This is a genomic window from Methylosinus sp. R-45379, from assembly GCF_001644125.1.
GTDB lineage: Bacteria > Pseudomonadota > Alphaproteobacteria > Rhizobiales > Beijerinckiaceae > Methylosinus.
Genome location: NZ_LUUM01000002.1, coordinates 69043 through 82610 on the forward strand (window position 1 = coordinate 69043; position 13568 = coordinate 82610).

Annotated in this window: 15 protein-coding genes; 8 read left to right on the forward strand and 7 right to left on the reverse strand. The window is 66.6% G+C overall.

Translation table 11 applies throughout. The annotated features are described in order from the left end of the window. Positions 1-35: 35 nt before the first annotated feature. Positions 36-1055: an AraC family transcriptional regulator gene (locus A1351_RS00740; RefSeq protein WP_064031923.1), complete on the reverse strand. Its 1020-nt coding sequence runs from the start codon at positions 1053-1055 to the stop codon at positions 36-38. A 139-nt stretch (positions 1056-1194) separates the two neighbouring features. Here A1351_RS00740 and A1351_RS00745 point away from each other — a divergent pair, with 139 nt between their 5' ends. Then, the gene (locus A1351_RS00745; protein ID WP_024880616.1) at positions 1195-2388 is read left to right on the forward strand and encodes a DUF3047 domain-containing protein; all 1194 of its coding nucleotides are present in this window, start codon (positions 1195-1197) and stop codon (positions 2386-2388) included. Here A1351_RS00745 and A1351_RS00750 read toward each other — a convergent pair whose 3' ends face one another. From A1351_RS00750 to uvrC, 4 genes are all read right to left on the reverse strand, one after another. After that, positions 2389-2847 (reverse strand): molybdenum cofactor biosynthesis protein MoaE, encoded by a 459-nt coding sequence (locus A1351_RS00750; RefSeq protein WP_064031903.1) that lies wholly within the window; start codon positions 2845-2847, stop codon positions 2389-2391. A gap of 72 nt (positions 2848-2919) precedes the next feature. Then, on the reverse strand, positions 2920-3171 hold the full coding sequence (gene moaD, locus A1351_RS00755) for a molybdopterin converting factor subunit 1 (protein ID WP_024880614.1): 252 nt from the start codon (positions 3169-3171) through the stop codon (positions 2920-2922). Further along, the gene (gene pgsA / locus A1351_RS00760) at positions 3168-3788 is read right to left on the reverse strand and encodes a CDP-diacylglycerol--glycerol-3-phosphate 3-phosphatidyltransferase (RefSeq protein WP_245267348.1); all 621 of its coding nucleotides are present in this window, start codon (positions 3786-3788) and stop codon (positions 3168-3170) included. Before pgsA ends, moaD begins: the two co-directional genes overlap by 4 nt. A gap of 179 nt (positions 3789-3967) precedes the next feature. Next, positions 3968-5935 (reverse strand): excinuclease ABC subunit UvrC, encoded by a 1968-nt coding sequence (gene uvrC / locus A1351_RS00765; RefSeq protein ID WP_064031904.1) that lies wholly within the window; start codon positions 5933-5935, stop codon positions 3968-3970. 105 nt (positions 5936-6040) lie between these two features. On the opposite strand from uvrC, the gene A1351_RS00770 reads away from it, so the two are divergent. The 5 genes from A1351_RS00770 (at position 6041) to A1351_RS00790 (ending at position 10228) form a co-directional block, all read left to right on the forward strand. Continuing rightward, positions 6041-7345, forward strand: a complete 1305-nt coding sequence (locus tag A1351_RS00770; protein ID WP_064031905.1) for a TAXI family TRAP transporter solute-binding subunit — start codon at positions 6041-6043, stop codon at positions 7343-7345. 54 nt (positions 7346-7399) lie between these two features. Further along, positions 7400-7903 carry a GFA family protein gene (locus tag A1351_RS00775; RefSeq protein WP_064031906.1) on the forward strand — a complete coding sequence of 168 codons (504 nt, stop codon included), beginning with the start codon at positions 7400-7402 and terminating at the stop codon, positions 7901-7903. Positions 7904-8008: 105 nt separating this feature from the next. Next, entirely contained in the window at positions 8009-9178 is a 1170-nt protein-coding gene (locus A1351_RS00780; RefSeq protein ID WP_024880608.1) for an AI-2E family transporter, read from the forward strand. Between the two features lie 165 nt (positions 9179-9343). Next, the gene (gene infA / locus A1351_RS00785) at positions 9344-9562 is read left to right on the forward strand and encodes a translation initiation factor IF-1 (RefSeq protein WP_018266249.1); all 219 of its coding nucleotides are present in this window, start codon (positions 9344-9346) and stop codon (positions 9560-9562) included. 9 nt (positions 9563-9571) lie between these two features. After that, positions 9572-10228, forward strand: coding sequence for a Maf-like protein (locus A1351_RS00790; protein WP_026599049.1), 657 nt, complete (start codon positions 9572-9574; stop codon positions 10226-10228). Positions 10229-10232: 4 nt separating this feature from the next. Here A1351_RS00790 and alr read toward each other — a convergent pair whose 3' ends face one another. After that, the gene (alr, locus tag A1351_RS00795; RefSeq protein ID WP_064031907.1) at positions 10233-11378 is read right to left on the reverse strand and encodes an alanine racemase; all 1146 of its coding nucleotides are present in this window, start codon (positions 11376-11378) and stop codon (positions 10233-10235) included. Positions 11379-11477: 99 nt separating this feature from the next. Further along, positions 11478-12200: a response regulator transcription factor gene (locus tag A1351_RS00800; protein ID WP_064031908.1), complete on the reverse strand. Its 723-nt coding sequence runs from the start codon at positions 12198-12200 to the stop codon at positions 11478-11480. Between the two features lie 481 nt (positions 12201-12681). Here A1351_RS00800 and sdhC point away from each other — a divergent pair, with 481 nt between their 5' ends. Together sdhC and sdhD are read left to right on the forward strand one after the other, a co-directional pair. Next, complete coding sequence (gene sdhC / locus A1351_RS00805; RefSeq protein WP_024880604.1) at positions 12682-13095, forward strand: succinate dehydrogenase, cytochrome b556 subunit; 414 nt, start codon at positions 12682-12684, stop codon at positions 13093-13095. 66 nt (positions 13096-13161) lie between these two features. Continuing rightward, the gene (sdhD, locus tag A1351_RS00810) at positions 13162-13548 is read left to right on the forward strand and encodes a succinate dehydrogenase, hydrophobic membrane anchor protein (RefSeq protein ID WP_024880603.1); all 387 of its coding nucleotides are present in this window, start codon (positions 13162-13164) and stop codon (positions 13546-13548) included. Positions 13549-13568 lie beyond the last annotated feature (20 nt).

Sequence of the window (13568 nt, forward strand, 5' to 3'; positions counted from 1 at the left end):
AGGCGGCCCCAGCGGCCGCCTTTTTCGTCTCTCGTCTATCGATCCGCCGCTCTCGCCAATTCGCGCCAGCGGCTGGGCGCGAGGCCGCTCCAATTCTCGAAGGCGCGGGTAAAATGCGCTGGATCGCTATAGCCGAGCCGGGCGGCGATCTCGGTGATCGATAGGTCCGATCGGCGCAGCAGACGAATCGCGCGGCGCTGCAGCGTGTCGCGCAGGAGATCGGCGTAGCTGAGCCCGAGATCGCCGAGCCGTCGCTGGAGCGTGCGCTTCGACAGCCCGGCCCGCCGCACGACGGTTTCGAGCGTAGGACGGCCGCCGAGCAGCTCCAGCTCGATGAGCACGCCGATCTTGCCGGGAAGATCGTCCGGCGCCGGAATGTCGAAGATGCGGGCGATCTCCTCGGCGTCCAGTCCATCGCCTTCGCCCAGTCGCGGATTGACCGTCATCAGCAGCCGCTGATCGAAGACGATCGAGCCCGGGCCGTCGCAGAGCACGATGTCGGCGCCCATCTGCTCGCCGATCGATCGTCGCGCGCTCGCCGGCAGGCCGCCGAACATCACGCGGCGCGGCAGCCAGCGCGCGCCGGCGAAATGCCGCACGAGGGCGATCATATACCAGACGGCCAGCATCTCATTCTGCGGCCGACCCTCCGTCGCAGGGTCGTCCAGCTCATAGGACCAGACGACCTCTTCGCCCTGTCGCCGCAGGATCAGCCGCGTCGCGCTCTGCAGCATATGCGGCAGGCTCGTTCCGGCGCGATGGATGGCTTCGAGCAGCGTCGGCGCCAGCGTCACCCATTTGCCATAGACGCCGAGGCCGGCGATCGACGTCCTGCGGCCGAGGCGGGCGGCGAAGGCCTCGTCGCCGAGTTCGCGGGAGGAGGCCGCGAGCAGGCGGAAATGATCGCGCAGCGGCAGCAGCGTGTCCGGCGATTCGAGCAGGCCGAGCGGGAGCTCAGCGCGGCGAAACACGCGCTCGATCGAGCCGCCGGTGGCGCCGACGACCTCGGCGATCGGCCCCAGCGTGCTCGCGCGTGTGTAGCCGGTTTGTCGCATCTGCCCTCGCGCGCCATCGAACGGCGTTTTCGGCATGTGCTGGCAAGCGTCGCCAGCGGCCGGACGATAGCATTCCCTATCGGCTCACAAAGGCCGATCCATCGGGGGATTTGCCCGAGTTCGGGGAGGATTTTTCGACATGTGCCTCTATTGTCTCGGACGCGCGTCGGCCGGATTGTCTCGGCGCGAGATGTTGCAGATGGGCGCGCTGGGCGCCGCTCTGCCTTTCATCGCTCCGGCCGCAATGGCCGAGAGCGCCGCTCTCGAGCGCGACGCTTTCAAACGCGACATGGAGGGGCTGATCGCGCGCGCCCATTCGGGCGAGCTCGTTTCCTATCGTGTGTTCGAGATCGATGGCGATGATCTGCCCTGGATCGACCTCGGCCTCACGGCGTCCAAGGGTCAGCAGGTCAGCTTTCTCGTCACCGGCCGCATGTGGATCGCTCGGCCCTATGACCTCTGGTTCTCACCGGGCCTCGTCTTTCATGCCCGCACGCGCGGCAAAAGGCCGATCTACAGCCCCGGCGTCGACACCGGCACGATGATCGCCGCCCATGACGGCCCGCTGGAGATCGCCCGCTCCGCCGCGCAATTCGCCGACGCGGACGGCAGGCTGTGGACGCCCGAAGCGGAGTATCGCAAGCAGGAGGTGAAGATCGTCGGCGTCGCGCTGGTCTGGAAGGGTGAGGCGCTCGCCGGACTAGAGAGCCTCGCCGCATCGGGCGATGTGGACGGCCGCATAGCGGCGGAGATCGCCAGGCTGAAACGCGGCCGCAAATTGCCGCAAGGCTGGAACGATCTCTTCAGTCTCGGCGGCGGCGCCGAAGTGTTCGGCCGCGAGGCGAATGGCGAGATCGTCTGCGAGAGCGCTGGGAGCGCCTCCATCATAGAGCGTCCGCTGCCGCTCGCCTTCGGCACGCGGCCCAAGCTCGGCTGGCGCTGGAAGATCGACCAGCTTCCTTCTGCGAAGCCGGAGGATGCGCCGCCCTTTCACGACTATCTGTCGATCGGCGTGAAATTCGAGGACGGGCAGGACCTCACCTATTTCTGGAGCGCTGGCCTGCCGACCGGAAAAGTCTTCCGCTGCCCGCTCGCCGGCTGGAGCGCGGTCGAGACTCATATGGTCGTCGATTCGGGCGCAGCGGGGCTCGGCGAGTGGCGGGCGCTGGAGCGCGACGTCGCCGCCGATTACGCCGCCCATATCGGCGGGCCGGCCAAGGCGATCAGCCATATTTGGCTGCTGGCGGTCACGCCCTTCCAGCGCCGTCGCGGCGCCTGCCGTTATGCCGACATTCGCGTCACGACGGCGGATGGGGCGGTGACGAGGCTCTAGCTACTTGTTCCAGCGTTCGGCGGCGGCGTCGTCCTTGGCCTTGGCCTCGACCCAGTCGCCGACGCTGCCGTCGGCGCGATGCTCTTTCTTCCAGAAGGGGGCGCGCGTCTTCAGATAATCCATCAGAAATTCCGCCGCGGCGAAGGCATCGCCGCGATGGCGCGCGGCCGTGATGACGAGCACGATTCTCTCGCCCGGCAGAATGCGCCCGTGGCGATGGATGACAGTGAGCGCCGATAGCGGCCAGCGGGCGAGCGCCTCCTCGGCGACGCGGGCGATCTCCGCCTCGGCCATGCCGGGATAATGCTCGAGCTCCAGCGCCGCGAGCGTCCCACCCTCGTCCCGGCAGAGGCCGGTGAAGGAGACGATCGCGCCAATGTCGCGGCGGCCGTCCTCGATCAGCGCGGCCTCATGGCCGGGATCGAAGGGGGCGGATTGGATGCGGATGGTGGGGGTCATGAGCGAGTAGCGAGTAGCGAGTAGCGAGTAGCGAGTAGAACTATTCGCTACTCGCTACTCGCTACTCGCCCCCTATCCTCCGGTCATCGGCGGGAAAAAGGCGATCTCGCGCGCTCCGGCGATCGGCGTCTCATGGCGCACATGGGCCTTGTCGATCGCCGTGCGAATGACGGCGGCGTTCTCGAAAGCCAGAGCATAGGCCTCGTCGCGCGACTTCAGCCAGGCGATCAGCTCGCCGACGGTCGCCACCTCCGGGGGAGGGGAGAGCTCCTCCTCGGCGCGGCCGATTCGCTCGCGCACCCAGGCGAAATAGAGAGCCTTCATTGCGCCTCGTCCGATCCGAAATGCGCCCAGCCGGCTCTCATATAGTCATAGCCGGTGTAGAGCGTCAGCAGCGCGGCGATCCACAGCAGCACGCTGCCGATGTTCACCGTGCCCGGCAGCACCAGCTCGCCGGCCGGGCCGGCGATGAAGAAGCCGAGCGCGAAGAGCTGCAGCGTCGTCTTCCATTTGGCGATGGCGCTGACCGGCAGCGGCACTTTCAGCTCGGCGAGATATTCGCGCAGGCCGGAGACGAGAATCTCGCGGCAGAGGATGATGAGCGCCGCCCAGATCGTCGGGCCGGAGATCGTCTGATCGGCGACCACCATCAGCAGAGTGGCGGCGACGAGCAGCTTGTCGGCTATGGGGTCGAGCATGGCGCCGAGCGTCGATTGCTGCGCCCAGGCGCGGGCGAGATAGCCATCGAAGAAGTCGGTGATGGCGGCGGCGGTGAAGACGCCGAGCGCCGTCCAGCGCATCCAATGCTCGTCCGGCCATTGCAGCAGGCCCGCGACCACGGGCACGGCGACGAGCCGGCCATAGGTCAGAATATTGGGCAGGGAGAGCGCGCGCCCGCGGCGCGGCGGAATGGCCGTCGATGTCATGCCGCGAAGGAACATGGCGAGCGCCTCTCTTGTCAATAGAAGAGACGGGCTCTTCGCCGGCGCCGCGCTCCTTCGCCGCTGGTCCGATCTCCCGCGCAACAGCGGGAAGCTTCGGCAAAACCGGCATTTTGCCGCTCGGCGCGCGCCGGCGAGACCGTCGCCGAGCCGCGCACAAATTTTAGCCGTTCGCCGTTTCAGCCGCGCTGGAAATGGTCGAAGACGAGCCGCGCCGTCGCCTTGTTCACGCCCGGCACATTCTCGAGGTCGCAGAGCGCGGCGCCGGCCACCGCCTTGGCGGTGCCGAAGGCGAGCAGCAGCGCCCTTTTGCGGGCCGGTCCGACGCCCGCGATCTCGTCCAGCGGGTTCTTGGCGAATTCCTTCTTGCGTCGCGCGCGATGCGTGCCGATGGCGAAGCGATGCGCCTCGTCGCGCAGGCGCTGGACGAAATAGAGCGCCGGATCATGCGGCGGCAGGCGGAAGGGCTCGCGTCCCTCGACGAAAAACATCTCGCGGCCGGCGTTGCGATCGGCGCCCTTGGCGATGGAGGCGATGGTCACGCCCTCGAGGCCGATCTCCTTCGCCACCGAGCGCGCCGCGTCGAATTGTCCGCGGCCGCCGTCGATGATCACGAGATCGGGCTTGGACGGAAAAGCGTCCGGCGCCTCTTCCTCCGGCTTTTCGGCGTCTTTCGCGATGCGGGCGAAGCGGCGCGCCAGCACCTCGCGCATCATGGCGTAATCGTCGCCGGGCGTGATCTCGGCGCTCTTTATGTTGAAGGTGCGATAATGCGTCTTCATGAAGCCGGTCGGCCCGGCGACGATCATCGCGCCGATCGCCTGTTGGCCGCCCGTATGGGAATTGTCATAGACCTCGACGCGGCGCGGCGGCTTCGCCATGCCGAACATCTCGCCGAGGGCGATGAGCAGCTTCTCCTGGCTGGCGTCCTCGGTGAGCTTGCGCGTCAGCGTCTGCTTGGCGTTGGTCTGCGCATGCTCGACCAGCTCGCGCTTCTCGCCGCGCTGCGGCGTCGCGATCTCCACCTTGCGGCCGAGCTTGTCCGATAGAGCCTGCGCCAGCAGCTCGCGATCTTCGATCACATGGGAGAGCAGCACCAAAGGCGCCGGCGGATGCTCGCCATAGAATTGCGCGAGGAAGGAGCCGAGCACTTCCTCTTCGGAGAGGCTCTGGTCGGCGCGCGGGAAATAGGCGCGGTCGCCCCAATTTTGAAAAGCGCGAAAGAAAAACGCTTCGATGCAGAAGCGCCCCGCCTCTTTGGCGATGGCGAAGACGTCGGCCTCCTCGACGCTGTGCGGATTGACGCCTTGAGTCCCCTGGATCAGCGACAGCGCGGAGATGCGGTCGCGCAGCCGCGCGGCACGCTCGAATTCCAGGCGCTCCGCCGCCGCGGTCATCTCCGTGGCGAGCTGCTCGCGCACGGAGCGGCTCTTGCCGGTGAGAAAGTCATGCGCCTCCTGCACCAGCACGGAATAATCCGCGATGGATATCTCGCCCGTGCAAGGGCCGGCGCAGCGCTTGATCTGATAGAGCAGGCAGGGCCGCGTGCGATTCTCGTAGAAAGAATCGGTGCAGGAGCGCAGCAGAAAGGCCCGCTGCAGGGCGTTGAGCGCGCGCCCCACCGCGCCGGCGTTGGCGAAGGGGCCGAAATAATCGCCCTTGCGCGAGCGCGCGCCGCGATGCTTGGCGATTTGCGGCGCATCATGATCGCGCGCGATGAGAATATAGGGAAAGCTCTTGTCGTCGCGCATCAGCACGTTGAAGCGCGGCTTCATCTGCTTGATGAGATTGGTCTCGAGCAGCAGCGCCTCGGTCTCGGTCTCGACCGAGATGAACATCATCGAGGCGGTCGCCGAGATCATCCGCGCGATGCGATTCACATGGCCGGCGAGGCGCGTGTAGCTGGCTATGCGCTTGCGGACATTCTTGGCCTTGCCGACATAGAGCACTTCGCCATTCTCGGCGATCATGCGATAGACGCCCGGCCCGTTGGGCGCGTTCTTCCAATAGGATTTGATGACCGATACGCCGCGCTTGACGCTCTCGGGCGTATCGGCGGCGAGCTCGGACGCGGCGGCGCCTTCGGCCTCTTCCGTGAGGTCTTCTTCCTCATCGAGGGTTGCGGGAAGGTCGGGCGTATCGCTCATGCGGCGAGATTTATGCCCGGCGCGCGCGAATGGGAAGAGCGCATGACAAGGCCGTGGGCTCTGGCGCGCGGCGGCCTATTTCTCCTCGCATAGGGAGGAGGCCCCATGCCCAAAGGCCATGCGCCGCGCCTGATCTTCTGGGTCGCGGTTCTGCTGTTCGCTCTCGCGGCGGCGCTGTCGCTCTTTTATTACCTGTCGCCGCGGGCGACCTTGCGCATCACCACCGGCCCAGCGATGTCGCCGGCCCAGCGCACCATCTCGACCTTCATTCATGTCGTGTCGGGGTCGCATCCTTTCCTGCGCGTGGAGGAGGTCCCGGTCGCCGATCTTTCGGCCAGCTCCAAGGCGCTCGAGGACCGCAAGGTCAATCTCGCCATCGTGCGCACCGATGTTGCGCCGCCCTCCAATGGCCAGACCATCGCCATTCTGCGCCGCGACGTCGTGGCGATCGTGCTGCCGCATGGCTCGCCGATCAAGGACGCCGCCGGCCTCGCCCGCAAGACAATTGCGGTGCCGGAGGGCTCGCTGCAGACGGAGAATCAGCGCGCGCTCGATGATATTCTCGCCTATTTCGACGTCCCCGCGGCGAGCGTGAAGCGCCTCGTCCTACCGCTCGGCGAGATCGGCCCGGCCATGCGTGCGGGCCGCGCGGCGGCGGCGTTGGCGGTCGGGCCGATCGGGCCGGGGCAGGCGGTCGATGTCGTCGCCTCCATCGCCAAGGCGATGAAGAGCCCGCCCCAACTCCTGCCGATGGATCAGGCCGACGCGCTGGTGAAGCGCTTTCCGGGCTTCGAATCTGTGGATATCCCCGAAGGCGCCTTCAAGGCGCATCCGCCCGTGCCCGACGATACGGTGAAGGGCCTCGCCGTCACCTATCGGCTGGTGGCGCCTTTTTCGATGCTCAATGTGGTGGCGGGGGCGATCGGCCGCTCCATTTTCAAGACCAAGGCCAAGCTCGCCGCCCTCTCGCCGGGCGGCGCACAGATCGAGGCGCCCGATCTCGACGCGCAGAATCCGCTGCTGCCTGTCCACCCTGGCGTTGCCGCCTATCTCGCGAGCGGCGATCAGAGCTTTTTCGATTCGTTCCAGCAATATTTCTACATTATCGGCATTCCGCTCAGCCTTTTGGGCTCGCTCGTCGCCGTGCTGCTCGGCCTTTGGAACAATCGCCGCCTCGTCGAGGATCAGAACCGCGTCTTCCGCCTGCTGACGCTCGCAGACGAGGCGCTGACGGCCGATAGCGCCGGCCTCGAGCGAATCGAGTCGGAGTTTCGCGGGCTCGTCGCCGATTGCGTCAACAAGCTCGCGGATGGCGAGACCGCGGCGGATCAGTATCCTGTGTCCTCGCTCGCCATCGACCATGCGCGGCGGTCGATCGAGCGCAGGAAGGACGGTTTGCGCGCCGCATGACGCTCGCGCCGGGGTCGCTATAATGTCGTCCGTTTCGAGCAGAGGATTTCCGACATGGCTTCGCTCATCCGAGATTTCACCTGCGCCTGCGGGCGCGTGCGCTGCGAGGCGGTCGGCGCGCCGATCATCAGCGCCGTCTGCTATTGCTCCGATTGCCAGGAGGGCGGCCGCAGGATCGAGGCTCTGCCCCATGCCCATCTCCTGCGCGATCCCGACGGAGGCACGCCTTATCTTACCTTTCGCGACGACCGTTTTCGTTGCGTCGCGGGTGAGGAGCTGCTCGAGGATCACCGGCTGAAGCCCGAATCGCATACGCGCCGGGTGGTCGCCTCCTGCTGCAGCACGGGCATGTTCCTGAAATTCGACCCCGGCTTTTGGGTTTCGACCTATCGGCTGCGCTATACGGGCGATCTGCCGCCGATCGAGATGCGGACAAAGGTCGCGCGCCGGCGCTCGGCGCTGCCGTTGCCGCAGGATGCGCCGAGCTTTCGAGGCTTTCCGCTGCGGCTCATCGGCCGGCTGATCGCGGCGCGGCTGGCCATGGCGCTCGGGCGGTAGGCGGAAACGCAGCCGCGGGCGTGAAACCATTGCCGATCCGCGCTATGTTGTCCGGGGGAAGGCGCGCCGCAGCGGCGGGGCGCAAAAAAAATTGGGGATAGCTCGGTGATCGAGGACCAGCGCGAAGCGTCCGGCCGGCGGCGGCTGAACGCGACACTCATCGACTTGATCATCCGGCTCGGCGCGCTCGGCGCGCTCGCCTATTGGTCTTTCCTGCTGGTGCGGCCCTTCGTCACCATCGTGACCTGGAGCGCCATTCTCGCCGTGGCGCTCTATCCCATCTTCGAATGGATGACCGTCTGGCTCGGCGGACGCCGGCGGCTGGCGGCGACGATCATCACTTTTCTCGGCCTGCTCTTCGTCATCGGGCCGGCGACCTGGCTCGGCCTCGGCGTCGTCGATGGGCTGCGCGCGCTCGCCGACCGAATCGACGCCGGCGGCGTCTGGGTGCCGCCGCCGCCCGAGACCTTGCGCAGCTGGCCCTTCATCGGCGAATCGGCGTACGAATTCTGGGAGCTCGCCTCCACCAATCTGCGCAGCGCGCTCGCCCAGGCGTTGCCGCAGCTCAAGCCCTATGGCGAGATCGCGCTGGACGCGACCAAGAACGCCGGCGCCGGCGTGTTCAAATTCCTGATCTCGGTCATCATCGCCGGCTTTCTATTCGCGCCTGGACCGGCGCTGGTGCGCGCGATCAAGACCGCGGTGACGCGCATCGATTCGAAACGCGCCGAGCATTTCGTCGAGCTCGCCGGCTCGACGATCCGCACCGTCTCGCGCGGCGTCATCGGCGTGTCGCTGCTGCAGGCGGCGATCGGCGGCCTCGGCCTGCAGCTGGCCGGCGCGCCGGGCGCGAGCCTGCTGACCCTGTGCATATTGGTGCTCGCCATCGTCCAGATCGGGCCGCTGATGGTGGTGGTGCCCACCATCATCTGGGCGTGGACGGAGATGCGGACCTTGCCGGCTCTACTCTTCTCCTGCTGCATGTTGACGGTGACGCTGGTCGACAATGTGCTGAAGCCCATCGTCATCGCGCGCGGGCTCACGACGCCGCTGCTGGTCATTATCGTCGGCGTCATCGGCGGCGTGCTGGTGCATGGAATCATTGGCCTTTTCGTCGGCCCGGTGGTACTCGCGGTCGCCTGGGAGCTGCTCAGCGCCTGGGCGGGGGACGGCAAGGGCGGCGCCCTCGTCGCGACGCCGGCGGAGGCCGCTCCCGAGCCGCGCGTGATCGAGCCGCCCGCCGCCGGCTCGATCGTCCACGCCCCGGAGCGCTGAAGCGCGCGACGGAGCGAAAGGCAAGGTTCACAAATCAGCCGTACTCGATTAGGGTCCGGCGCGGATTTGCGCGTCCCGGCTTCGATCCCATATTGATGAGCGCCCGCTTCGCAAGCGGGCCTTTCGCTATCCGAGGTCCGCCGCGGCCTCTGAAGAAGGAACCACATGGCCAAGGAAGAACTTTTGGAGTTTCCCGGAGTCGTCACCGAGCTGCTGCCCAGCGCGATGTTTCGGGTCAAGCTCGAGAACGAGCACGAGATCATCGCCCATACGGCCGGAAAGATGCGTAAAAACCGCATCCGCGTGCTCACCGGGGACAAGGTTCTCGTGGAGATGACGCCCTATGACCTCACCAAAGGGCGGATTACCTATCGTTTCAAATAATTTCGATTTATGGCGGAGCCGATCGTCTTGACGTCCCACCCGACCGATACGCGGCCCAAGCTGGTGCTGGCCTCGGCCTCGCCCCGCAGGCTCGAGCTGCTCCAGCAGATCGGCCTCGACGCCGACGCGCTGTTGCCGACCGACATAGACGAGACTCCGCAGCGCAACGAGCTGCCGCGCAGCCTCGCCCAGCGTCTCGCCGGCGAGAAGGCCGCGGCGGCCATAAAGATAAGGGCCTATCAGCCCCAGCTCGAGGGCAGCTATGTGCTCGCGGCCGACACTGTGGTGGCGGTCGGCCGGCGAATCCTGCCCAAATGCGAGGACATAGAGCAGGCCGAGGACTGCCTGCGCCTGCTCTCGGGCCGCCAGCACCGGGTTTTTACCGGCGTCACGCTGATCACCCCACGCGGGGCCGAGCGCCGCCGCCTGGTCGAATCGCGCTTGCGCTTCAAGCGCCTCTCGTCGACCGAGATCGACGCCTATCTCGCTTCCGGCGAATGGCGCGGCAAGGCGGGCGGCTATGCGATTCAGGGACTCGCGGGCGCTTTCGCGGTGCGGCTCATCGGCTCTTATTCGGCCGTCGTCGGCCTGCCGCTCTATGAGACCGCCGCGTTGCTGGCCGGCGAGGGCTATCCTGTGCTGACGCCCTGGTTCGAGCGGGCGTGAGCGCTCACCCGCCGATATAGACCCTCTCATAGCGTCGCCCGAGCCGGGTCAAAATCTCATAGCCGATGGTCCCGCAGCGCAGCGCCAGCTCGTCGACGCCGATCGTCTCGCCCAAAAGCTCCGCCGTCTGGCCGCGATAGACGGCGCCTTCGGGGACGTCGGTCACATCTAGCATGACGAAATCCATCGACACGCGGCCGACGATCGGGCAGCGCCGCCCGGCAACGATCGCCTCCGGAACGGGCCGGCCCGCCCCGCCGATGGCGGCCGGAAAGCCGTCGCCATAGCCGAGGCCGAGCGTCGCCAGCCGCGTCGGCCGCGACGCCGTCCACACGCCGTCATAGCCGACGCTCTCGCAGGCCTCGATCCAGCGCGTCGCCAGAATCGGCGCCTCGAGCCGGGCGACGGCTCGCATCGGATTGGGCGCCGCCGGAGTCGGATTGCCGCCGTAGAGCGCATAGCCGGGGCGCAGCAGATCGTAATGGGGCTTCTGCTCCAGGAAGATTCCCGAGGAATTGCTGAGCGAGGCCGGCACGCCGGGGAAGGCGCGCCGCGCCGTCTCGAAAGCGGCGATCTGCCCCGCGTTGCGCGGGTCCTCGGCCCATTGCGCGCAGACGAAATGGCTCATCGTCAGAGTGAGGTCGATATCCTGCGCCGCCACGGCCGCGGCTTCGGCGTCGCGCAGCGAGAGTCCCAGCCGATTCATGCCGGTGTCGAATTGCAGCGCGGCCGGCAGGCGGCGGCCGATGGAGCGGCCGAACGCCGCCCAATCACGGATTTCCTCGAGCGAGGCCAGAACCGGGCGTAGCCGTCCGGCGGCGAGCGCGCGGGCGCCGCCGGGCGGCAGTCCCTCGAGCACATAGACGATGGCGCGCGGGGCGACGGCGCGAACGCGCTCGCCTTCCCCGGCGGTGGCGACGAAAAACGTGCGGCAGCCGGCGGCGGCGAGCGCCCGCACGGCGGGCTCGGCGCCGAGGCCATAGGCGTCGGCCTTGACCACGGCCGCGCATTCGCTCTCGCTCGCGCAAGCGGCGAGCCGACGCCAATTGGCGACGAGGGCGGCAAGATCGATGGTGAGCGTCGCCCCCGCGCGCGCCTCGGCGGGGGCGGTCTCATTCAGGGGCGCTCGGGCCGAACGGTCGAATCTCATGAGGCAATATTCTAGCGCCGGAGCATGGCGTTCGCATGGCCAATAGCATGCGCCATGCCCCGGCGTCGTTAATTTTGGCGATTTGCCGCGTCGATCGCGTCAGCGGCGGGGCAAGACCGCGCCCGAATCGGCCATCGGCCGCGGGGCCGGCGTCCCGAGGCGGGCGGTCGGATCGGCCGAGGGCCGCGGCGCGCCGAGGCGGACGGCCGGATCGGGCCGGGGCGCCCCCAGCGAGATGCGGACGAGATCGGCCACGCTCTTGACGCGCATCTTGGTCATGATGTGCGAGCGATGCGTCTCCACCGTGCGGGCGCTGATGCCGAGCTCATGGGCGATGACCTTGTTGAGCTTGCCCTCGACCAAGCCGGCGAGCACGTCGTTCTCGCGATTGGTGAGCGTCGCGAGCCGGCCGGGCGTGGTCCGCGCGCGGCCGCGATAGGCGCGGTGGTCTATCCGGCGGGTCAGCGCCTGCTGCACGGAGGCGAGCAGCTTCGCCTCATTGACAGGCAATTCGAGCAGATCGAACGCGCCTTCCTTCATCACTTGGATCGCGCCGCGAACATTGGCTTGCGCGGTGATGACGATGATCGGCAATTCGATCCGCCGCGCCTTGGCGTCCCTCAATAATTCGATCCCGATCATATCGGGCATGTCCACATAGATGATGACGCAGCCGCGGCTTTCGGTCTCGACGGCTTCGAAGAAGCGTCCCGCGTCCTCATGGAGGCGAATGTGGAAATCCGCCTTGTCCAAGGCGCTCGTCAGAGACGAGCGGATGATCGGATCGACGTTCAAGATATGGATGGTTTCACTGTAATTCATGAATCGCTCGCGAGATGAGTTGACGAAAAAGTCATTCGACGAGACCAGCGAACTCAAGCCGCCGACAAAATAGTCGGCAGTCCGACGTCACGGCAACACGACGCTTACTCGGGGCGCCGACGCAACATTACGAACTCTCGAGCACGCAGACCAACCATGACGCTCAACGCTACTCGACACGTCCGCAGCCGGTGGAGAAAAAAGCCGGCTCCGAACGACGATGCGCCGGCTGGTCCCGGGCAACGTCGGCGGGCGCATGTTAACAGATCGTAACGCACGCGCCACGTTTTTCGACTCGAATCCTACGCATCGGCGCATCGATTGCGTCGGGCGTCGCGACGCGTTACGTAAGTCATGCGTCCTTTCGCCGCTCTGCACGAGTCGCGAAATGCTCAGGACCTTATGTCGGGTACGTGTGTTGCAGCAGCGACGCGATTGAATTATCAGTCCTAGCCGAGCCTCGAGCGGAGAGAAACCTAAAATGGCCGACGCCGATCCCGTGAGCGAGAGCCTCGCCGCCGCGCGGCCGCTCTCTCCACATCTGACGATCTACAAGCCGATCCTCACAATGGCGATGTCGATCGCGCATCGCATCACCGGCGCATCGCTTTATGTCGGCGTGCTTCTGCTCGCGCTCTATCTCTTCGGATTGGCGCTCGGGCCGTCGGCCTTCGACGCTGTGTCCTGGATCGTCAATTCCCTCGTCGGGCGAGTCTTCGTGCTGCTGTTCAGCTGGGCGCTGTTTCATCATCTGCTCGGCGGCGTGCGTCATGCGATATGGGACCGCGGCCTCTATCTCGATCGCGATGGCCGCGAGCTGCTGACCAAGGCGAGCTTGGGCGGCGGCGTGGCGCTGACGGCGCTCTTGTGGATCGCATCCTCGCTCTTCGGCTGAGCCTGCGGCCGCTCGTCCTGTCGCGACGGCTCGCCGATATCGAACTCGATTGATGGAGAAACGGATATGTCGAGATTTGAGAGCGGCCGCAGCGGCAAGGGAGACGCTTTCGTCTCCGATCGCTCCGGTTCGCTGCATGCGCTCGCCATGCGTCACAGCGCGCGCGCGCTGGCGCCGCTCGCTGTGCTCTCGATCTGGTATCTCGTCGGCCTCGTCGGCAAGCCCTATGAGGCCGCGCGCGCCGAAATCGGAAAGCCGCTGCCGGCGATAGCGCTCATCGCCTTCATCGTCGTCGTCGCCTATCACGCGCGGCTCGGCGTGGAGAACATCATCGAGGATTATGTTCACGACGAAGCGCTGAAGGCGAAGGCGCTCATCGTCAACAAATGGCTGGTGATCGCGATCGCGGCGATCTGGACGCTCGCCATAATGATCATCGCCGCGCCGCGCTGACGCGCGTTCGCGCTCGGGCG